Consider the following 21245-nt stretch of genomic DNA (forward strand, 5'->3'; position numbering starts at 1 on the left):
AACCGCCCGTCACATGCCCGGCAGGCCGAGGCCGCCCATGTCCGGACCACCCTGACCGCCGAGGGCGCTGGTCACCGGCCCCATCTTCTCGGCCTGCAGCTCCTGCGCGGCGCGGTTGGCGTCGCGGACCGCGGCGACCACCATGTCCGCCAGCGTCTCGGTGTCCTCGGGATCGACGGCCTTCGGGTCGATCGAGACGGACTGCAACTCACCCGAGCCGGTCACCTTCGCGGTCACCAGGCCGCCACCGGAACTGCCGTCCACCTCGGTGTTGGCGAGCTCCTGCTGGGCCGTCATGAGCTGCTGCTGCATGTCCTGAGCCTGCTTCATGATCTCTTGCATGTTCGGCTGTCCATCCGGCTGTCCCATGGCTCCTCCGTACTGCTCTGGCTCGGCTCGCTGCACGGGACGATCGCCCCGGAGCACCTGCTGAGATCGGTACTGACACACCTACTCGGTACTGGCCTCCAGCGTAATCGGCGATTCGACACGACGTGGCGATCCCCGCGCCTCACCCGTCGGTGTGGACCCGGACGATCGTGACGAACCGCACCGACCGCACCGGCGAATACCAAGCGTGACTAGACACTGCCGCTGTCACCGACACGGGTGACCATGACAAGCTGATCACATGGCGTTGGACATCGTGCGGTTGCTGGAACTCACCGGCTGGCGGGCCTTCGACGTGGACGACTCCGGGCGCGTCCTGGCCGGTTCGGACGAGTCGGGGTCGATCCAGCTCGTCGAGATCGAGCCGGACGGCACCACGACGCCGGTGACCGCACTGCCCGGCGCCGTCACCGGCCGCTACCTCCCCGGCGAGCGCACCGCCGTCGTGCAGCACGACACCGACGGTGATGAGCGCGGCCAGCTGTCCCTGCTGCGGCTGGACTCACGGACCGACCCGGCAGCCCTGGAGGAACTGACTCCGCTGGTCCACGACCCCGAGCACGTGCACCGGATCCTGGACGTGCTGCCCGAGCGGATCGTCTACGCCACCAACCGCCGCAACGGCGTCGACTTCGACGTGATCCTGCGCAGCGCGCACACCGGTCAGGAACAGGTCCTCTACGACCGGGGCGGGCTGGCACTGGAGGCGGCGGTCTCCCCGGACAGCCACTACGTCGTGGTCACCGTTCCCGGGCAGCAGCCGTTGTCCGACCACGTCATCCTGGTCAACACGCTGCCCGCCACCGAGGACGAACACGTCGTCGCGCTGACCACGGCCACCGAGCACAGCCGTTACCACCAGATCTCCTGGCTGCCCGACGACTCGGGCCTGATCGTCACGACGAACGCGGACCGGGATCACACGGGCATCGCACGTATCGATCCGCACACCCGCGAGCGGGAGTGGCTGGTGACCTCCGAGGAGCACGACCTCGGTGGCTGGCTCTCCCCCGACGGCTCGACGCTGCTGGTGCGGACCAACATCGACGGTGCGGCACACCTGACCCTGCACGACGCCGGCACCGGGCAGCAGCTCCGCCGGGTGGACCTGCCCGCCGGAGGCTGGTGCACCTTCCCGCTGCCCGCACCGGTGTGGTCACCGGACTCCCACCACATCGCCCTGTCGTTCAGCTCTCCCACCGCACCGGGAGACGCGCTGCTGGTCACGGCGGCCACCGGTGAGGTTCGGTCGCTCACCGACTCGGCCGCCGCCATGAGGGGCGAGACGCTGGCCGAACCCGCTCCCCGCCGCGTACCGACGCCGGACGGCGAACGGGTGCCCTGCTTCGTCTACTCGCCCACCGCACCGAGGCCCGAACTCGACGGTTCGGCGGTGCTCGTCGTCCACGGCGGCCCGGAGAGTCAGTCGGTGCGCTCGTTCAGCCCCATCGTGCAGGCGCTCGCCGCGGCGGGGCACACCGTGGTGGTGCCGAACGTGCGCGGGTCGACCGGTTACGGCAAACGCTGGTACTCGGCCGATGACGCCCGCAAACGGCTGGACGCGGTCGCCGACCTGGCCGCCGTGCACGACTGGCTGCCCACGGTCGGGGTGGATTCCCGACGGGTCGCCCTGTGGGGTGGCTCGTACGGCGGGTACATGGTGCTGGCCGGGCTGGCGTTCCAGCCGCGCCGCTGGGCGGCCGGGGTGGACATCGTCGGGATCTCCTCGCTGAGCACGTTCCTGGCCAACACCGCCGGCTACCGGCGTGCGCACCGCGAGCGCGAGTACGGGTCCCTGAGCGACGACTCCGACTTCCTGCGCGAGGCGTCCCCGCTGTCGAGGGTGGAGGAGATCGCCGCGCCGCTGTTCGTGATCCACGGCGCCAACGACCCCCGGGTACCGTTGTCGGAGGCCGAGCAGGTGGCCGAGGCCGTGCGGGCCAAGGACATCGAGTGCGAGCTGGTCGTCTACCCCGACGAAGGCCACGGGGTGGCCAAGCGCGCCAACCGGCTCGACGCCTATCCCCGCGCCACGGCGTTCCTCGCCCGACACCTCGCCCGGTAGGTGCACTGCGGGGGCGCCGCGGGTGTGCTGCCCGGATCCGGAGAGACCGGAGCCCGTCCCACCCGGCGCCCCGTCCGCACCGAGGGTTTTCCCGGTTTCGCGCGAAACCGGGTAACCACCACGTGCGCCGGGGGGCAGTTATGCGGCTCCGGGGGCCCGACGCTACTTGTCGTCGATCCTGCGGGCGCCGAGTTCGCTGGCGAGCAGCTCGAAGGCGACTTCCTGGGAGTCCCGGTACTCCGCGGTCGGGGGATCCTGCCGCGAGGCGGCGGTGTCCTGCGACGGCGCGGGGGCCCCCTGCCCGGAGTCGTCGGTGGGTTCCGGTGCGGACCTCTCCACCGAGGCCGCGGGAACGGCGGGTGCCGCGTCCTCCGGCGGAGGCTCCTCGTCCGGAGGTTCCGGGGGCGGAGGAATACCGTCCCGGTCATTGTCCTCCGAGGCCGGTTTCCGTTCCGCTGGGACGGCGTCACGGGGCGCCGAATCCTCGGTCTCGGAATTCGCCCGAGGCCGTTCGGCGGCGGGGCGCTGCTGCGTCTCGGGACGGGCCTGCTCCTCGGGACGCTGTGCGGGACGTGCCTGGCGGGGCGCGGTCTCCGGCTTGCCTCCACCGGACCGTCCACCGCGATCGTCGGGGGGCGGAGTGGCTCCCGCCTCCACGCACTGCACGTCCCACTCCCCGCCGACGACGGCCCGCATCGCGTCGCGGACGACCTCGATGCGGCGCTGCTGGGCGAACTGCTTCAGCAGTCCGCTCGTCGGCATGGACAGCACCAGGGTGCCCTCGCGCAGGTCCTGAACGGTGGCGTTGAGCAACAGCGCCTGGGTGGGCTTGTTGCGTTCCGCCACGGCTCGCAGCAGCTCGGTCCACACCCGTCGCACGTCGGCCGCGTTGAACCCGCCGGAGTCACCCTCCGAGGCCCCCTCCTCGGCCACGGCCGGTTCCGACGACTCGGAGGGCGCCGGCGGCTCCGGGGGTGCCGACGCGACGGGCGCGGGCCGTTCGGAAGGAGCCGAATCCGGACTCCGCTGCTCCGGCGCGGGCTCGGCGGCTTGCTGCGCGGCGCGCTCGTGGGGCCGCTGGAACACACGCCGCGACGCCGCGGAGTCGGCGACCGGTTCCGAGGTGTCACCGGAATTCGACGGCACCGCGCTCTCGGAGACCGCTGCCGCGCTCCCACCCGCAGCGGGAGCGCTCGGGGGCGGCGCGATGGTCATGCGGTTTTCCACTCGTTCCAGCCGCTGCAGTAGCGCGGACTCGTCACCGGAGACGGCGGGCAGCATCATCCGCGCGCACAGCAGTTCCAGCAACAACCGCGGTGCCGTGGCACCACGCATCTCCGAAAGGCCGTTGTGCACGATGTCGGCGAAGCGCGACAGACCGGCCGCCCCGAAGCGTTCGGCCTGCGAGCGCATCCGGGCCAGCTCGTCATCGGTGGCGTCGACCAGACCGCGCTGGCCGGCGTCGGGTACCGAGCGCAGCAGAACCAGGTCCCGCAGCCGGTCGAGCAGGTCCGAGGCGAAACGACGCGGATCGTGGCCGGCCTCGACGAGTCGGTCCACCGTCCCGTACACGGCGGCGCCGTCGTCCACCGCCAACCCGTCGACCATCTCGTCGATCAGGGCGACGTCGGTGACGCCGAGCAGGGCGACCGCGCGCTCGTAGGTGATGCCTTCCGCCCCGGCGCCCGCCAGCAACTGGTCCAGCACGCTCAGCGTGTCACGCACCGATCCGCCACCCGCGCGGATCGCCAGCGGATACACGGCCGGTTCGACCCGCACGCCTTCCTCGCCGCAGACACGCTCCAGCAGCGCGCGCAGCGAGCCGGGCGGTACCAGCCGGAAGGGGTAGTGATGGGTACGAGAGCGGATGGTGGTCAGCACCTTGTCCGGCTCCGTCGTGGCGAAGACGAAGATCAGGTGCTCCGGGGGCTCCTCCACGATCTTGAGCAGGGCGTTGAAGCCCTGCGGGGTGACCATGTGGGCCTCGTCGATGACGAAGATCCGGTAGCGGGAGCTCGCCGGCGCGAACACGGCGCGATCGCGCAGCTCACGCGTGTCGTCGACACCACCGTGACTGGCCGCGTCGAGCTCGATGACGTCGACGCTGCCGCCGCCCTCGGGCGCGAGCGCCGCGCACGAATCGCACTCCCCGCACGGATCGGCCGTGGGCCCCTGGGCACAGTTCAGCGACCGCGCGAGGATCCGCGCGCTCGAGGTCTTGCCGCAGCCACGTGGCCCGGAGAAGAGGTAAGCATGATTGATCCGACCGGCCCCGAGCGCGGTGCGCAGGGGCTCGGTGACGTGCTCCTGACCGACGACCTCACCGAAGGTCGCCGGACGGTACTTGCGGTAAAGAGCCAACGCCACGTCCGAAACTCTACGTGCTCGCGCCGACAACCCGACAACGCCCGACGGGTCCCCTGGAGAAAAAGAAGGGGACCCCGCGCACCCGTCAGAGCCCGCTTACCCTTGCTGCCTTCCGGCCCTGGGGGAGTTCGCAGGGTGGACGCCGCGCGGGGTCCGATTCCCAGTGTAACCATCCACACCGCACCACCCGACCCCGGGGGGTGGCGCGATCGTCACCCGCCCCCTGCGACGAAGGCGGACAACCTCTCCCGTACACTCGTTCGCGGAGGATTGGCCGAGCGGCCTAAGGCGCACGATTGGAAATCGTGTAAGGGCATCCCCCTTCGCGGGTTCGAATCCCGCATCCTCCGCCGGATACGGGGCCGGGCGCGACACCAGCGCCCGGCCTCACTGCTTTCCGACCTCGGCTTCCCCCGATGGTCCACTCGGGCGGCCGCGACCGTGACGGCACCGGGTCACCGTGCTCGCGAAATCGCTCGGCACCGCGCACGGGTGCACGGTGGACGTGTCCGGTTCGTGGGATGCCACGGCCATCGCTCTCCGACCATGCCGTGACAGGGCCTCCCGCCGCGCGGCCGACGAGCACTCGGACGATCCGTTGACACCTTCGGGTGACACGCGCTGCGGGCCCGGCGAGGCGCTGCCAGAGTGACTCGCGGCTCATCCGGAAATATCCGTCGACACGGGAGCTTCCGGAGCCGACCGCCATATTCGGTTTTGCTCACGAGGAGTGTTGTATGCGTACTTCTTTGCGTGTTCTTGGTGTCGCGACCGCGACTGTCGGCCTGTTCGCGATGGGTTCACCGGCTTTCGCCGCCAACCCCCCGTCCGTGGACGTCGAGGACGTCACCGGCCAGATCGCCCAGAACGAGGGCGGGAACGCCGGTAACGGCGGCGAGGGTGGAACCGGCGTGAACCTCTGCGGTCTCGTCCCGATCGCCATCCTGGGGGAGAACACCGTGAACTGCTCGGCCGGTAACGGCGGCGACGGTGGCGCAGGCGGCGAGGCCGGATCGGAGCAGCAGATCGGCGGGGACAAGGACAAGAAGTCGCACAAGTGACGTTCCCACTTCACTGACTCACGTTCTTCACCGCAAGTGTGTGCCGGCCCGCGTGGCCGGCACGCACTTGTTCGGGGCCCGAGAGCGGCGGACCGCTTGACTCGTCGCCGCGGAGGACATCGCGCCATCGGGGTGGTGTTCAGCCCGGACACGGCGCCGGGGCATGAGGCGACGCCGCCGCGGGCACCCTGCGTGAGTCATGGAAGCCGTGGAAGGGACGTCGTGATGTCTCCGAACGAGGTGGCCGGGCATGCGGATCGGTGCCGTCGAGCAGGTCCGGGGGCGCACTCGGGCAGATGGGCCGACCGGCCGTCGCAGATCCCGCTTCGGGGGTGGCGCCAGATCCTGGTGCGGGCATGGAAGGCCGGCAGTGCCGACAACATCTACATGCTGGCGGGCAGCGTCGCTTTCTTCACGTTCCTCGCGATCTTTCCCGCGATGATCTCCCTGCTCACCGTCTTCGGGTTGGTCGCCGACCCGACGCAGGCCGCGCGCCGGATCGGCGTGTACACCTCGTCGCTGCCGCAGGCACCTCAACAGCTGATCAACGATCAACTCGCCGCGGTGGCCCGTGGTGGCGGTGGATCACTCGGCCTCGGCTTGGTCCTCTCACTCCTCATCGCGCTCTGGCTCGCCTCGACCGGGACGCAGAGCCTGATCAACGCGGTCAACATCGCCTACGACGAGGAGGAGGGCCGCGGAGCCGTCAAGCTGGGGGCTCTCGCGGTCGGGCTCACTCTCTGCGGGGCCGTGTTCGTGCTGCTGGCGCTGGCGCTGATCGCGGTCACCCCGGCGGTGCTGGGTGGTCTCGACTTCGGACCCGGGGTCCTGGTGACGGCGGAGGTGGTGCGCTGGCTCCTGCTCGTCGCGTTGTTCGCGGTGGCACTCGCGGTCGTCTATCGCGTGGCACCCGACCGGGTCGCCCCGCGCGTCCGATGGGTCAGCGTCGGCGCTGTCGTCGCGACCGCGCTGTGGCTCCTCGGCAGTGTCGCGTTCACGCTGTACATCACCAACTTCGGCAGTTACAACAAGACCTACGGGGCGCTCGCCGGGGTGGTCGTGCTGATGCTGTGGCTCTATCTCACCAGCTACGTCGTGCTGCTGGGAGCGGAGATCAATGCCGAGTCCGAGCGGCAGACCAACCGGGACACCACCCGTGGCTGACCGCGCGAGCGGGATCAGCGGATGCCCTGTTCCCGCGCCATCCGGTGGACCACCCGCGGCGCCGACCACAGGGTGGGCAGCATCACGAACCCGGCGGGTACCGCGGTGACCACGATGAACGACTGCAACGCGTCGACACCACCGTTCCCGATCGCGATCAGCACGCTCGCCGCGGCACCCATCAGCAGTCCCCAGAACGCGCGGGAGAGCTTGCTCGGTTCCTCGCCACCCGCCCCGACGGTGGCGATGGCCAGCGACATCGAGTCGGTCGTGGTGGCCACGAAAGTGGTGGTCAGCACCAGCAGGACGACACCGATCAGCCCGCCCCACGGAAGCTGCTGGGAGATCGCGATCACCACCGCGGGAAGCCCGTCCTCGGCGAGCGGGCCGGAGACCGACCCCGGTGTGCGCTGCTCCAGCATGATCCCGGTACCGCCCAGCGCGGTGAACCACAGCGCCGTGACGACCGGAGCGACCCCGATGAGGTTGCCGACCAGGCCGCGCACCGTGCGCCCGCGCGAGATGCGTGCGACGAAAATCGACATCAGCGGGGCGTATCCGATGAACCAGCCGAAGAAGAACACCGTCCAGCTGCTCAGCCACTCGTCGTCACCGCGATACAGCGACAGCGGCACGAAGTCCTGCACGTAGCGGGCGAATCCGCCGAGGAAACCGTCGACCACGAAACTCGCCGAGCCGAGCACCACGATCGCAGCCAGGGTCACGATCGACAACCACACGTTGAACCGGCTGAGGTTCTGGATGCCCCTCTCGATACCGGCGACCACCGAGACGACCGCGATCGCCGTCAGCCCCAGCACGATCGTGATCTGCACGGGGTAGGTGTCGGGCGTACCGAACAGGGCCGACATGCCGTAGGAGACCTGGAGCCCGAGAAACCCGAGCGGGCCGACGGTGCCCGCCACGACCGCCATGATGCAGATGACGTCGACGAGGGTGCCGAACCAGTGACGCTGGATCCGTTCGCCGAACACCGGGTCCAGCAGCGTGCGCGGACGCAGCGGCAGCCCCCGTTCCCGCGCGCGCATCATCACGATCGCGCCGAGCGTGCCCAGCACCGCCCACGCCAGGAAAGCCCAGTGCGAGAAGCTCTGGGCCAACGCCACGGTCACCGCTTCCCACGAGTCCGCGGCGACGGCGGAGTAGGCGGGCGGCAGGTCGGCGTAGTGGTAGACCGGCTCGGCCGCGGCCCAGAACACGCCCCCTGCCGCCAACAGCGTGCACATGATCATCGCGAGCCACTTGAAGTGCCCGAACTCGGGGGTGTCCGTGCCGCCGAGCCGCACCCGGCCGTAGCGGGAGATCCCCAGCGCGGCGGCGATCAGGAACGTCGCCAGCAGCAGCACCTGCCAGTACGGCCCGAACCAGGCGGCGCACACCCGGAACGCCGCGGTCACGGCGGAGCTGGTCGCTTCCGGCGCGAGCAGGGCCACCACGACGAAAGCGATCAGGAGGCCGCTGCTGAGCACGGTCACGGCGACGTTCGCCCGTCGCCGGGTGTCCCGCTCGGACGCGGGATTCTGCTGCCCGGCGTCGGACAGCACTGAGGAAGACAAGCGAAAACCAATCTGTCACGGGGCGCCAGGACAAGCACGACTACGACCCCGTGGACCGGTTCACGCACCGTCCATGACGGGAAGCTCGGGCCGGGGGCGTGCTCGAGACGGACCTGGGGAGAGCTGTTGGCCGAACGGACGTGTTCGGAAGAAACCCCCACCTCGGCGCCGGAGAACGCCGTGAACGGTAGATCGCCGCGAACGAGCAGGTCAAAGCCGGGCCCCGGGGGAATGGCGTTCGCCACACGTCCCGCGGGCCCGGCGTCCGTCCTCAGTGCAACGTGCCGAGCGTGTCCTTGGCGAACGGGACGATCTCGTCGAAACGGCCGTCGCGGACCTTCGACGCCCAGGCCGGGTCGCCCAGCAGCGCCCGCCCGACCGCGACGAGGTCGAACTCGCCGCGCTCCAACCGCTCGTGGAGCTCGTCGACGCCGCTGAACCCGGCGTCGCCCTCCCACGAGGCCGCCGAGGTGAACTCGCTGTCGAGACCGACCGACCCGACGGTCACGGTCGGACGGGCGGTCACCTCCCGGATCCAGCCCGCGAGGTTGAGGTCGGACCCCTCGAACTCCGGGGTCCGGTGGCGCCGGGTCGAGGCGTGGAAGACGTCGACGCCCGCCTCGGTCAGTGGCGTCAGCAACCGTTCGAGCTCCTGGGGGGAGTCGGCCAGGCGTGCCTGGTAGTCGTCCATCTTCCACTGGGAGGTGCGGAACAGGATCGGGAAGGCCGGGGACACCGCCTCACGGCACGCCGTGACGATCTCGGCCGCGAAACGGGACCGCGAGATCACGTCGCCGCCGTAGTCGTCCTCGCGGTGATTGGTCCGGCCCCAGAGGAACTGGTCGATCAGGTACCCGTGTGCTCCGTGCAGTTCGATCCCGTCGAAGCCCAGTCGCTCCGCCGTCGCCGCCGCCTTGACGAAGGCGTCGATGGTCTCGTCGATGTCCCGCGTGGTCATCGCGTCCCCGACGTCCGAACCGGTGGCGGAGCGGCCGGAGGGACTGTGCACGGGGCTGTCGAAGGAAGGGGGCGTACCGGGGGAGCGTTGGGCTCCCACGTGCCAGAGCTGGGGAACGATCTTCCCGCCGTGACCGTGCACGGACTCGACCACCTTCCCCCAGCCGGCCAGCGCCTCCTCCCCGTGGAAGTGCGGCACCCGGTCGCTGGTGCCCGCGCTCGGGTGACCGACGTACGTGCCCTCGGTGATGATCAGTCCCACGTCGGCGGCCGCACGGCGCGCGTAGTACTCGACCACGTCGGCACCGGGGACGCCTCCCGGGGAGAACTCCCTGGTCATGGGCGCCATAGCGATCCGCGTGGGCACCGTGAGACCACCGACGGTGGCGGGGGTGAACAGCGATCGCGGGGTGCTGGTCGTGGTTTCTTCGGGCACCGGCTCTCCTCGTGCTGACGACATCTGCCGCCATCCGGACGCGACGGAGGCGTCCGGATGACGCAATCAGCGTGGACGGTAAACGCCCCCCGTGCGGGCGACGACGCACGCACTGGCGACGAAGTGCTCGTCATCACCACGCGGAACTCGACGCACCATCCCGTTTTCGGTACGTGCCTTTTCGAATACTTTGCGTTGACTTGTGGTGATTTCTGTCTGAAGCTGTGACACGGAAACGGTCCTGCTCATGCGGAGGTCCCCATGTCGCGACATCCCTCGGGAGAACCCTTACGGCCGTCCTCGAAGCAACGAAGCACCCGATCGCGCCCCCGAAGAGCCCTCTTCGGGGGCTTACTCGCCCTCTGCCTGGTCTGGACCGGCAACACCGCGTCGGCGAACCCGGCGGAACCGGACTCGTGGACCGTCACCGAACCGGACCGGCCACCGAACTCCCAGCTCGGAGCCACCGTCTCGCTCACCGCCGACGGCGCACTGCGAATCAGCGTGCGGCGCGGCGAGCGAACCGTGCTCGAACCCTCCGCACTCGGCATCACGACGTCCGACGCCGACTTCGGCCGGGGATTGACCTTCCTTTCCCGCGAGGACCGCCGGGTCGAGCGGAACTACACCACGCCGGTGGGCAAGCGACACCGCCATCACTCCACCGCGCGACAGACCCGCCTGTCCTTCCGCTCCGAGAACGGCGGGCGGATGGACCTGCTGATCCGGGTGGCCGACGACGGGGTGGCCTACCGCTACGTGCTGCCCGAGCCCGACGGCGAGGTCGTCGTCGAGTCCGAGTCGTCCTCGTTCCGGGTGCCCGCGTCCTCGCCCGCCTGGATGGCTCCGTGGGGCGACCACTACGAGAAGCGGTGGTCCGGCACCGAGGTCGGCGACGCCCCGGCCGGGGAGTACGGCTATCCCGCGCTGCTGCGGGTCGGTCGCGACGACTACGTGCTGCTCAGCGAGTCGGACGTCATCGACCAGTACGGCGCCACCCGGCTCACCCTCGACGGGAGCACCTTCGAGGTCACACTGCCCGACCCCCAGCAGACCAGCGCCGCTCCGATGGTCACGCCCTGGCGCACGATGATCATCGGTGACCTGGGACAGGTCGTGGAGTCGGACTTCGTCGAGGACCTGGCCCCGTCCTCGCGGATCGAGGACACCTCGTGGATCGAGCCGGGCCGCGTGTCCTGGTCCTGGTGGTCGGACCACGACAGTCCCGGCGACCTGCGAACCCAGCGGGCCTACGTCGACTACGCGGCCGAGCAGGGCTGGGAGTACGCCCTGGTGGACGCGGGCTGGAAGCCGGAGTGGATGCCCGGACTGGTCGACTACGCGCGCGAGCGCGGCGTCCGGATCATCGCGTGGCTGCCCTGGACCGAGGTCGACACCGAGGCGGAACGTGCCGAACGGCTGCCGCGCTGGAAGTCCTGGGGCATCGCCGGGCTGAAGATCGACTACATGGACTCGGACAGCCAGGAGATGATGCGCTGGTACGACGAGGTCCTGAAGGACACCGCCCGGTTGCGCATGACGGTGAACTTCCACGGCGCGACGATCCCGCACGGTGTGCAGCGCGAGTGGCCGCACGTGATGACCATGGAAGCCGTGCGCGGCGCGGAGTACTACACGTTCGGCGAAGGCGAGGGCAACACCGCCGCGCACAACACGGTCCTGCCCTACACCCGAAACGTCATCGGTTCGATGGACTACACGCCGGTGACGTTCTCCACCGACGAGCGCACCACCTCCGACGGGCACGAACTCGGACTCTCGGTGGTCTACGAGTCCGGGATGCAGCACTTCGCCGACTCCGTCGAGTCCTACCGCCGGCACCCCGTGGCCGAGAGGTTCCTCGCCGAAGTCCCCGCGGCCTGGGACGAGACGCGGTTCCTCGGTGGTCACCCGGGCGAGGGCCAGATCATCGCCCGCAAGCACGGTGCGGACTGGTTCGTCGGCGGGATCTTCGCCGGGTCCGCCCACGAGGTCACGGTGCCGTTCGAGTTCCTGCCGGGTGGTCGCTGGCGCGTGGAGCTCTTCCGCGACGGTCCGAACGGGCTGGTCACCGACACCCGCACGGTCACCCGTGACTCCCGGATCACCGTGGGGGTCGCCGACAACGGTGGTTTCGCCGCCCGGGCCTGCCGCGCGGGACACGGTCCCTGCGGCACCGGGGGCTGACCACCCCGATCTCGACGACGGTGTCGCTGTCGAAGTGTCGGCGGCGACACCGTTGTCGTTCGCCCACTGCCGGGTACTCCTCCGGGGACGACGCACGAACCCGAAGGAGCAGCAGATGTCCACCGACCGCGCACCGAAGGCCTACGAGGGATTCGACCGGATGCCGCTGGACGGTCAGTGGCGCACCGGAAGCTCCGGCACGGTGCTCACCGACGTCAATCCCTACGACGACGAGGTGCTCACCGAGATTCCGCTCGCCCGCTCCGACGACGTCGACCGCGCCTACCGCGCCGCCCAGCGGGCGCAGCGGTCCTGGGCGACCTTCCTGCCCGGCGAACGCGACGAGATCTTCCGGCGCGCCATGTCGATCATGGACGCGCGTCGCGAGGAGATCGTCGACTGGCTCGTGACCGAGGCGGGCGGCGTGCGGGAGCGTGCCGAGTTCGAGTGGAGCCTGGTCAAGACCACGATGGCCGAGGTCGCCTCCTACCCGTCGCGGGTGGCCGGGCGCATCCTGCCCGGCACGGTGCCGGGCAAGGAGAACCGGGTGTACCGCCAGCCGGTCGGTGTCGTGGGGGTGATCAGCCCGTGGAACTTCCCGTTCCAGCTGTCCCACCGCTCGGTGGCGCCGGCGTTGGCACTGGGCAACGCCGTGGTGCTCAAGCCCTCCGGGGACACACCGGTCACCGGTGGTCTGCTGCTGGCCCGGATCTACGAGGAGGCGGGTCTGCCTCCCGGACTGCTCAACGTGGTGATCGGCAGGGGCAGCGAGGTCGGGGACCCGATGGTGACCCACGAGGTGCCGCAGGTGATCTCGTTCACCGGGTCGACACCGGTGGGCCGGGGCATCGGGCAGCAGGCCCCGCTGAAGCGCTGCGCCCTGGAGCTCGGCGGCAACGGCCCGCTCGTGGTGCTCGACGACGCCGTCCTCGACCGCGCGGTGGACGCGGCGGTGTTCGGCAGCTACTTCCACCAGGGCCAGGTGTGCATGGCCACGAACCGGGTGATCGTCGACGACTCGATCCACGACGACTTCGTCGACCGGTTCGCGGAGCGTATCCGGGCGCTGCGCACCGGCGACCCCGGCGACCCGGCAACCCAGCTCGGTCCGGTCATCAACGACGGTCAGCTCGACTCGGTCCGGGACAAGGTCTCCCGCGCGGTCTCGGACGGAGCCGAACTGCTGATCTCCGGCGAGCCCACCGGCCCGGCCGGACGCGTCCTGCCACCCCACCTCCTGCTCGGCACGAACGAGGTGGCGACCGCCGCCGAGGAGGTGTTCGGACCGGTCGCGACGGTGATCCGCGCTCGTGGTGAGGAGGACGCGCTGCGGTTGGCCAACGACACCGAGTACGGCCTGGCCAGCGCGGTCCACACCTCCGACGGCGCGCGGGGCGTGCGCTTCGCGCAGCGCGTGCAGGCGGGGATGACCCACGTCAACGACACCACGATCAACGACGAGCCGAACACCGCCTTCGGCGGGGAGAAGGCGTCCGGGCTCGGGCGCTTCGGCGGTGAGTGGGCCATCGAGGAGTTCACCACCGACCACTGGATCAGCGTCCAGCACGAGTACCGGAACCTGCCGCTGCAGCCGGAGTGAGGCGGTTCGGCTTCGCTCACCGGTCGCGGTGCCCCGCGAAGAGCTCGGCCACGGGAACGGGTTTACCCAGGTAGAATCCCTGCACGTGGTCGCAGCCGAAGTCCCGCAGGAGTTCGAGCTGCTGGGGGGTTTCGACGCCTTCGGCCACGACGTCGAGTCCGATGGCGTGTGACATGGCGACGATGCTGGTGACGATGACCCGCAGGTCGTGGGAGTCGCCGAGGTCGGTGACGAACGACCGGTCGATCTTGAGGGTGTCCAGGGGCAGGCGCCGCAGTTGCGACAGGGAGGCGTACCCGGTTCCGAAGTCGTCGATGGCCAGGTACACCCCGAGCTCGCGCAGTTCGTGCAGGACGCGTGCCGCGCGCTCGGGGTCGTGCATGATCGCGTTCTCGGTGACCTCGAGGCACAGGGCGCCGGCCGGTAGACCGCTCTCGGCGAGCGCGTGCCGGACCACGGACCGGAGGTGGGGGTCCCCGAGCTGGCGCGGGGAGAGGTTCGCGTTGAGTCGCAGGTCGATGTCGTGCCGCCTGCGTTCCGCCGCGAGCTGGCGGGTCGCCATGCGCAGCATGTGCGCACCGATCGGGTTGATGAGCTCGGTTTCCTCGGCGAGCGGGATGAACACGTCGGGCGGCACCGTGCCGTCGGTGGGATGGTTCCACCGCAGCAGGCCCTCCACCGCGACGGTGCCTTCGGTGCGGAGATCGACGACGGGCTGGTAGGCCACCCACAGCTGGTCCTGGGCGACGGCGTGGCGCAGGTCCTGCTCCAGAACCATGTTCCGCTGAACGCGGTCGCGGAGTTCGACGTCGAAGAACGCGTACCGCTCGGTGCCCTCCGTCTTGGCCTCGTACATGGCCACGTCGGCGTCGCGCAGCAGGTCCTGACCGGTTCGGGTGTCCCCCGGTGGTGAGACCGCTATTCCGATGCTTCCGCCGACGTGCAGCTGCCTGTTCTCCAGCCGGATCGGCTGGGTGAGGGTGTCGAGGAGGTGCTGGCCGAGTTCGACGAGGGCCTCGGGATCGCTCTCGTCCTGGACGAGCAGCACGAACTCGTCACCGCCGAGCCTGCTGACCAACGTCTCGCTCGAGGTGGCGTGCATCATCCGCTCCCCGATGAGGCGCAGCACGTCGTCGCCCGCGCTGTGTCCGAGGGAGTCGTTGATGCGCTTGAAGTTGTCCAGGTCGATGTAGAGCAGGGCCATCGACCGCTCCCGCGGGCGCTCGTCGCAGTGGCGCAGCACCATCGTCCGGTTGGCCAGCCCCGTGAGCGGATCGTGGGTGGCCTCGTACTCCAGGCGCTGCCGGGCGGCCAGGCTCTCGGAGATGTCGGTGAACGAGGTGACGACGACGTGGGGCGGTTGATCCTGCGGGCGCAGCGCGCGGGAGGTGACCGACAACCACACGTCGCGACCGTCCGCGCGTCCGAGGCGGATCACGCGCGCGTTCTGCGGCTCTCCGGTCTGCCGGGTGGGCATCGCGAGGTGGTTGTCCGACCGCAGTTCCGCCCCGGACTCGTCGTACAGGGGCCACGAGGTGGTCGAGGAACCGACGATCGTGGATTCGCCCGCGTCGAAGATGCGCTGGGCCGCGGGATTGGCCGCTTCGATGGTGCCCGCCGTACCGACCACGATGACGCCCTCGTCGAGGGCGGCGACCACGGTGGCGTAATCCTGCTCGGCCCGCCTGCGCTCCGCCGCCTCGTGGCGGGCGAGGTCCTGCTGCACCCGTGCGGTTCGGCCGGTCTCCTCCACGATGCGCCCGCGCATGGTCTCCACCGCGCTCGCGACCGCGGTCAACTCGGGTGGGCCCACCAACCGCACGGCGTGGTCGAGCTCCCCTTCGGCCACCCGGTTGACCTGGGAGAGGAGCGTGCGCAGCGGGCGGGTCAGCGAGAAGCGCAGGGAGAGCACCGCTCCCGCCGCGATGACGAGGCCGATCAGCACGATCCCCACGGCGAACCAGGTCGCCGCCGCGCGCGCCGCATCGGCTTCGGCGGTCTCCGATACGGCGACCATGTCGGTTCGCTGCTGCAACGTGGTCAACTCGGCCCGCAACGTGTCGAAACGCTCCTGCATGGCCGCCGTCTCCGCCGGCGACAGCATCAGGAGACGCTGACTTCGCCCAGCCCCGGGGCCCAGATCGCCGGAGTTCGGAAACCAGGCTTGAGCAGCGTCCCGGACATCGGTCAGGGCCCGCAGCACCGACGGGTACCCGGCCATCCGGCGTTCGATGTCGGCTTGGAGGTTCTCGGCTTCTTCCTGCGCGGTCACGTATGCCGAGAGCGTCGAGGGATCGCCCGTGAGTTGAAACCCGCGCACGCTCCTGGCCTCTCTGGAGTAGGCCGCCGTCAGTGCGGTGGCCGACCTCTCCGCGGGCAGGACCACGGTGGTCAGGTGGGTGGTCACCGCCTCGGCACGCTGTCGGAACGCGACCGTGCCCACGGCGACGACGCCGAGCAGCACGACCAGGACCGTCACCAGCACGTAGACGCGTCCCAGCAGTGAAACCCGGCCACGCCATAGCGAAGCCATAGTCCCGAGTATGCGACGACAGGCCGCCCCGGCGCCCGCCACCGACTACGTGGAACGCCGTGGAGCCGGTGCTGCTCCGCACACGCGGGCGTCGCGCGAGCCCGGCGGAAATGCGAAACGCCGGGCCCCGACTTCGCGGAACCCGGCGTTTCGGCTGCTCACGGCAGTGGCGGTAGCGGTGGGATTCGAACCCACGGAGGTGTTACCCTCACACGATTTCGAGTCGCGCTCCTTAGGCCGCTCGGACACGCTACCGCCAACAAGCGTAACGGACGCTTGCGTTCACTTCGTCACGGGGGGCCGAACGCGAAGTGCGCCTCAGCGGTTGTCGCCGTCCTGCCCCTCACGCCCGCGGAGCTTGTCCTTGGCGTCCTCGGCGGCACCGGCCGCCTTGTCCTTGACGTCGTGAGCCTGTTCCTTGGTCTCACCGGCGAGGCGGTCGCGCTTGCCCGCGTCCCGCAGGTCCTCGTTGCCGCTCGCCTGGCCCGCTGCTTCCTTGGCCTTACCGGTGAGCTGCTGTGCCTGCTGCTTGACCTTGTCGAAAACACTCATCAACTCGCTCCGATCCATACGGCTTCGGCCACCCCGGGAATACCCGCAGCTACACCGAACACACTTCCGCGTGAGTTCAGTCACCGGTGATTGTCCGCGAAGAAGTCCTCCAGCGGTGCCGCGCACTCCGCGGCCAGCACGCCACCGACGACCTCGGGCCGGTGGTTCATGCGCCGATCACGGACGACGTCCCACAGCGAGCCGACCGCACCGGTGCGCGGCTCCCAGACGCCGAAGACGACCCTGGCCACGCGCGCCAGCACGAGCGCGCCCGCGCACATCGTGCACGGCTCCACGGTGACCGCGAGCGTGCAACCCTCCAGACGCCAGCCGTCGCCGTGGGCGGAGGCCGCAGCGCGCAGTGCCAGCATCTCGGCGTGCGCGGTCGGGTCACCCAGCGCCTCGCGCTCGTTGTGCGCGCGCGCCAGTACCTCGCCGTCGGGACCGGCCACGACCGCGCCGATGGGGACGTCCCCGCCCGCCAGCGCGGCCGGAGCGATCGCCAGCGCATCACGGACCAGCTCGACGTCACGGGTGCGGTGACGTGGTTCCGTCACTGTTCGAGCTTGTCCAGCAGGGCGCTGAACTGGTCCCCGAAACCGCACCGCTGCGCGATCATCTCCAGCTGCTCGTCCGGGTAGAGGTCGACCTCCTCGATGATCACCGTCATCTCCCCCTCCGGCAGGCCGAGGTCGAACAGCATCCCGAGGTTGCCCTCCGGCCACACCTCGTCGTCGTCCTCGTCGGGCGGTTCGCTGCGCAGCAGGTCCAGCACGTCGGCGGCGACGTCGTAGTCCAGCGCCGCCGTCGCGTCCGACAGCAGCAGGTCCACCCCGCCGGGTACTGGTCGCACCAGCACGAAGAACTCGTCGTCCACGTCGAGCATGCCGAACACCGCGCCGGTGGAACGCAGTCCGCGCAGCTCCGTGATGGCGGTGTCGAGGCTTCCCAGCACCGAATTGTCCATCGCGTTGCACCGCCACCGACCGTCTTCACGCACTACGGCAACGGCCAAGCCCGCGACCGGCTCCTGGACCGTCATGGGGACACCGTAAAGCGTGAGCGATCCACCCGAAAGCACCAGCCCCGCCGAGCGCTCATTCCGGACGGTGTGCAACACGGGTACCCGGGACCCGTGCCCCCGGCCGCGCGGGGCTTCGCCCGGTTTCGCGCGAAACCGGGTAACCACCAACCCTGTTGCATACGGTTAAGATCCGGTGGGACGAGGCACGGGCCACTGTGCCCACCCGGGAGAACGTGCGGCACGATGTTCTCGTGCGTGCCGTATGCGTAATCGGACTGGGCCTGATCGGCGGATCGGTGCTGCGTGCCGCCACGGCGGCGGGCCGCCCCGGCTGGGCCGCCACCGCCTCGGAACAGGACGCGACGGCGGCCCGCGCCGAGGGCCACGCGGTCGAGGACTCGGTACCCGCGGCACTGCGTCGCGCCGAGTCCGAGGACGCGCTGGTCGTGGTCGCCACTCCCCTGACCGCCGTCCGGGAGGTGCTGCGGCAGGTCGCCTGGCACTCCCCGGCGGCGTGGCTGACCGACGTGGTCAGCGTGAAGGATCCGGTGCACGACGAGGTCCGGCGGCTGCTGCCCGAGGCGCGCTACGCCGGAGGGCACCCGATGGCGGGAGTGGCGTCGTCGGGGTGGACGGCGAGCACGGCCGAGATGTTCTCCGGTGCCTCCTGGGCGGTCACCCTCGAGGAGGACACCCGCTCCGAGGCATGGCGGGAAGCCGCCGCCCTCGCCCTCGACTGCGGCGCGCGGGTGGTGCCCACCTCGGCCGCCGAGCACGATGCCGCCACCGCGCGGATCTCGCACCTGCCCCACGTGCTGGCCGCCGTGCTGGCCGCCGTCGGCGCCGACGGCGGACCGCTGGCCATGTCGCTGGCGGCGGGGTCGTTCCGGGACGCCACGCGGGTGATGGGCAGCGATCCGGAGCTGGTGCGGGCGATGACCGAGGGCAACCGGGAAGCGCTGCTGGACGCCGCGGACGACGCTCTCGGGCGCTTGGGCGCCGCGCGGGGCTCCCTGGCCTCGACCGGCTCGCTGAAGTCCACCGTGGATGCCGGGCACGCTGCGCGCGGGATGCTGGAGGAGCTGCGCGGCGCGAGCCGGGAACGCACCACCGTCCCGCTGGACTCCCGGCACACCCTGCGCCGGCTGCGCGAGCTCGGTGACCGGGGCGGCCGGGTCGTCGAGCTGACCGCCGATTCCGCCGTCGCCGAAGTACCCGCTTCCGAGGCCGGGTAGTTCTCCTCGCTTCCGGAGCATCCGGAAGCGAGGACCTATACGCCGGAGCGCGCATCGGCCACGATGACGGTATGGCCCGCGCCTTCCTCATAGACGCCGCCAGGACCCCGTTCGGTCGCTACCGTGGCGGCCTGTCCGGCGTACGCGTGGACGACCTCGCCGCCCTGCCCGTGACCGAACTGCTGCGCCGCCACGGCACCGGCGGCAGCGGCCGGCTCGATCCGGAGCACGTCGAGGACGTCGTCTACGGCAACACCAACGGCGCGGGCGAGGAGAACCGCGACGTCGCCAGGATGGTGGCCCTGCTGGCCGGTCTCCCGGAGAGCGTCCCCGGGGTCACGGTCAACCGGCTCTGCGCCTCCGGCGGGGAGTCGCTGGTCCAGGCCGCGCGGACGGTCCGGGCCGGGGACGCGGAGCTGCTGATCGCGGGCGGAGTCGAGGGCATGAGCCGAGCGCCGTTCGTGATGCCCCGCGCCGAGCGGGCCCTGCCCGACAAGCAGGAGCTCGTCTCCACCGCCCTCGGCTGGCGGTTGGTGAACCCCCGGATGGACCCCGTGTGGACGGTGCCGTTGGGCAGGGCGGCCGAACGGATCGCGGTGGAACTGGGCATCACGCGCACCGAGATGGACGCTTACGCCCTGCGCTCGCACCGCCGCGCGGCCTCCGCCTGGGACGCGGGGGTCCACGAGGGCTTCGTGTTCCCCGTGACCACGCCCGAGGGCGTCACGGTGCGGCGCGACGAGTCGGTGCGCATCGAGACCGACGAGGCCAGGCTCGCCAGACTCGCTTCCGCTTTCTCCCCGGACGGACCGGTGACCGCGGGCAACTCGGCACCGCTCAACGACGGTGCGCTCGCCGCGCTGGTCGGCTCGCAGGACCGTGCCGAGCGGCTGGGCAGCGCCGTGCTCGGCGAGTTCCTCGGCAGCGCGACGGTGGCCGTGGAGCCGCACCGGTTCCCCCTCGCCCCGGTGAACGCGATCCGACGGCTGCTGGTCCGGCTCGGTGCCCGAGCCACCGACGTGGACCTGTGGGAGATCAACGAAGCCTTCGCCGCACTGGTGCTGTCGGTGCTGCACCACCTGCCGGAGGTGGAGCGCGACAGCGTGAACGTCCACGGCGGCGCGCTCGCCTACGGACACCCGCTCGGCGCCTCGATGCCGCGGACCGTGGTGGATCTGTGCCGCCACCTGCACCACCGCGGCGGTGGTCTCGGCATCGCCGCCGCCGGTGTCGGCGTCGGGCAGGGCGTGGCCATCGCCGTACGAGTCTGAGAACGCTCTTGTGCGCCGTTCGGTGCCGCGCTACCTTCGTACGTGACTCGGTGACCAGATTTCAAAGTTGGTCACGCAGTACCGACGAGCCAGTACCGACGAAGGAGCGACGTGCCCGACCGGAAGCAGCTCCCCGACAGCCGTGCCGACCGCATCCTCGATGCCGCCGGCGAGCTGTTACTGCGCCTCGGGCACCGCAAGGTCACCATCGCCGACGTCGCCAAGCAGGCCCGCATCGGCAAGGGAACGGTCTACCTGCACTGGCGCACCAAGGACCTGCTGTTCCAGGCGCTGCTGGCGCGCGAGTCCGTGGAACTGCTCGATGAAGCCCTGGCCGAGCTGCGCCGCGACCCCTCGGAAGTCCGACCGCACCGCCTCATGCGCACGATGTTCCTGGCCACCGAGCGGCGACCGCTGGTCAAGGCGCTGCTGACCGGGGACATGGAGATGCTCGGCAGTCTCGCCGACAGTCAGCTGGGCAGGCAGGACGCCGTCTCCAACGCCGAGTACTTCGCCAGCATGACCCGGCACGGCCTGCTGCGCACCGACGTCGCGCACCTCGACTACACCATGAACGCGGCGCTGACCGGGTTCTTCGTGATCGACGGCCTCCAGCCCGCCGCCGACGTCCCGGACGTGGAGGCCAGGGCCGACGGTCTCGCCCACACCGTCCGGTACGCCTTCGAACCGCAAGGCCAACCGGACCCCGACGCACTGGCCGCGGCGGCGGCCGAGGTCACCGCCGTGTTCGAGGAGATGAGTTCCAACCTCGGCCAGTGGATCTACTCCCACGACCCGGCACCGCGATCCGACTGACCGGGTCCGA

Annotated in this window: 16 protein-coding genes, 2 tRNA genes and 1 other RNA gene; 9 read left to right on the forward strand and 10 right to left on the reverse strand. The window is 70.4% G+C overall.

From position 1 onward, the window contains the following. Positions 1-9 precede the first annotated feature (9 nt). Positions 10-369, reverse strand: coding sequence for a YbaB/EbfC family nucleoid-associated protein (locus tag FHX42_RS23310; RefSeq protein ID WP_182546612.1), 360 nt, complete (start codon positions 367-369; stop codon positions 10-12). Between the two features lie 262 nt (positions 370-631). On the opposite strand from FHX42_RS23310, the gene FHX42_RS23315 reads away from it, so the two are divergent. Beyond that, positions 632-2455, forward strand: coding sequence for a S9 family peptidase (locus FHX42_RS23315; RefSeq protein ID WP_182546613.1), 1824 nt, complete (start codon positions 632-634; stop codon positions 2453-2455). 162 nt (positions 2456-2617) lie between these two features. Here the strand turns inward: FHX42_RS23315 and FHX42_RS23320 are convergent, their stop codons facing one another. Together FHX42_RS23320 and ffs are read right to left on the reverse strand one after the other, a co-directional pair. Further along, the gene (locus FHX42_RS23320; RefSeq protein WP_182546614.1) at positions 2618-4822 is read right to left on the reverse strand and encodes a DNA polymerase III subunit gamma and tau; all 2205 of its coding nucleotides are present in this window, start codon (positions 4820-4822) and stop codon (positions 2618-2620) included. A 62-nt stretch (positions 4823-4884) separates the two neighbouring features. Beyond that, positions 4885-4981: signal recognition particle sRNA small type (gene ffs, locus FHX42_RS23325), an RNA gene on the reverse strand. 105 nt (positions 4982-5086) lie between these two features. Between ffs and FHX42_RS23330 the strand changes: the two genes are divergently transcribed. The 3 genes from FHX42_RS23330 (at position 5087) to FHX42_RS23340 (ending at position 7047) form a co-directional block, all read left to right on the forward strand. Further along, positions 5087-5172 (forward strand) — tRNA-Ser (locus tag FHX42_RS23330). A 387-nt stretch (positions 5173-5559) separates the two neighbouring features. Next, on the forward strand, positions 5560-5883 hold the full coding sequence (locus FHX42_RS23335; protein WP_182546615.1) for a hypothetical protein: 324 nt from the start codon (positions 5560-5562) through the stop codon (positions 5881-5883). Positions 5884-6108: 225 nt separating this feature from the next. After that, complete coding sequence (locus tag FHX42_RS23340) at positions 6109-7047, forward strand: YihY/virulence factor BrkB family protein (RefSeq protein ID WP_182546616.1); 939 nt, start codon at positions 6109-6111, stop codon at positions 7045-7047. 14 nt (positions 7048-7061) lie between these two features. Here FHX42_RS23340 and FHX42_RS23345 read toward each other — a convergent pair whose 3' ends face one another. Both FHX42_RS23345 and FHX42_RS23350 read right to left on the reverse strand, forming a co-directional pair. Then, positions 7062-8624, reverse strand: coding sequence for a BCCT family transporter (locus FHX42_RS23345; RefSeq protein ID WP_235987827.1), 1563 nt, complete (start codon positions 8622-8624; stop codon positions 7062-7064). A 271-nt stretch (positions 8625-8895) separates the two neighbouring features. Further along, the gene (locus FHX42_RS23350) at positions 8896-10017 is read right to left on the reverse strand and encodes an NADH:flavin oxidoreductase (protein ID WP_328796696.1); all 1122 of its coding nucleotides are present in this window, start codon (positions 10015-10017) and stop codon (positions 8896-8898) included. A gap of 261 nt (positions 10018-10278) precedes the next feature. Between FHX42_RS23350 and FHX42_RS23355 the strand changes: the two genes are divergently transcribed. Next, on the forward strand, positions 10279-12204 hold the full coding sequence (locus FHX42_RS23355; RefSeq protein ID WP_182546618.1) for a glycoside hydrolase family 97 protein: 1926 nt from the start codon (positions 10279-10281) through the stop codon (positions 12202-12204). Between the two features lie 115 nt (positions 12205-12319). Then, positions 12320-13804 carry an aldehyde dehydrogenase family protein gene (locus tag FHX42_RS23360; protein ID WP_182546619.1) on the forward strand — a complete coding sequence of 495 codons (1485 nt, stop codon included), beginning with the start codon at positions 12320-12322 and terminating at the stop codon, positions 13802-13804. Positions 13805-13820: 16 nt separating this feature from the next. Here FHX42_RS23360 and FHX42_RS23365 read toward each other — a convergent pair whose 3' ends face one another. The 5 genes from FHX42_RS23365 to FHX42_RS23385 form a co-directional block, all read right to left on the reverse strand. Then, positions 13821-16337 carry an EAL domain-containing protein gene (locus FHX42_RS23365; RefSeq protein ID WP_182546620.1) on the reverse strand — a complete coding sequence of 839 codons (2517 nt, stop codon included), beginning with the start codon at positions 16335-16337 and terminating at the stop codon, positions 13821-13823. A 167-nt stretch (positions 16338-16504) separates the two neighbouring features. Beyond that, positions 16505-16592: transfer RNA gene (locus FHX42_RS23370), tRNA-Ser, on the reverse strand. 63 nt (positions 16593-16655) lie between these two features. Continuing rightward, a complete protein-coding gene (locus tag FHX42_RS23375; protein WP_182546621.1) occupies positions 16656-16889 on the reverse strand; it encodes a CsbD family protein in 234 nt (77 codons plus the stop codon). A gap of 80 nt (positions 16890-16969) precedes the next feature. Further along, on the reverse strand, positions 16970-17410 hold the full coding sequence (locus FHX42_RS23380; RefSeq protein ID WP_220480813.1) for a nucleoside deaminase: 441 nt from the start codon (positions 17408-17410) through the stop codon (positions 16970-16972). A 32-nt stretch (positions 17411-17442) separates the two neighbouring features. Further along, a complete protein-coding gene (locus FHX42_RS23385) occupies positions 17443-17931 on the reverse strand; it encodes a tRNA adenosine deaminase-associated protein (protein ID WP_182546623.1) in 489 nt (162 codons plus the stop codon). A gap of 233 nt (positions 17932-18164) precedes the next feature. Here FHX42_RS23385 and FHX42_RS23390 point away from each other — a divergent pair, with 233 nt between their 5' ends. The 3 genes from FHX42_RS23390 to FHX42_RS23400 all read left to right on the forward strand — a co-directional run bounded on the left by FHX42_RS23390 (position 18165) and on the right by FHX42_RS23400 (position 21235). Beyond that, positions 18165-19148 (forward strand): prephenate dehydrogenase, encoded by a 984-nt coding sequence (locus tag FHX42_RS23390; protein ID WP_182546624.1) that lies wholly within the window; start codon positions 18165-18167, stop codon positions 19146-19148. 71 nt (positions 19149-19219) lie between these two features. Next, on the forward strand, positions 19220-20419 hold the full coding sequence (locus FHX42_RS23395; protein ID WP_182546625.1) for a thiolase family protein: 1200 nt from the start codon (positions 19220-19222) through the stop codon (positions 20417-20419). A gap of 111 nt (positions 20420-20530) precedes the next feature. After that, a complete protein-coding gene (locus FHX42_RS23400; protein ID WP_182546626.1) occupies positions 20531-21235 on the forward strand; it encodes a TetR/AcrR family transcriptional regulator in 705 nt (234 codons plus the stop codon). The last annotated feature ends 10 nt before the right edge of the window (positions 21236-21245 follow it).

This window comes from Halosaccharopolyspora lacisalsi, from assembly GCF_014137975.1.
GTDB classification, from domain to species: domain Bacteria; phylum Actinomycetota; class Actinomycetes; order Mycobacteriales; family Pseudonocardiaceae; genus Halosaccharopolyspora; species Halosaccharopolyspora lacisalsi.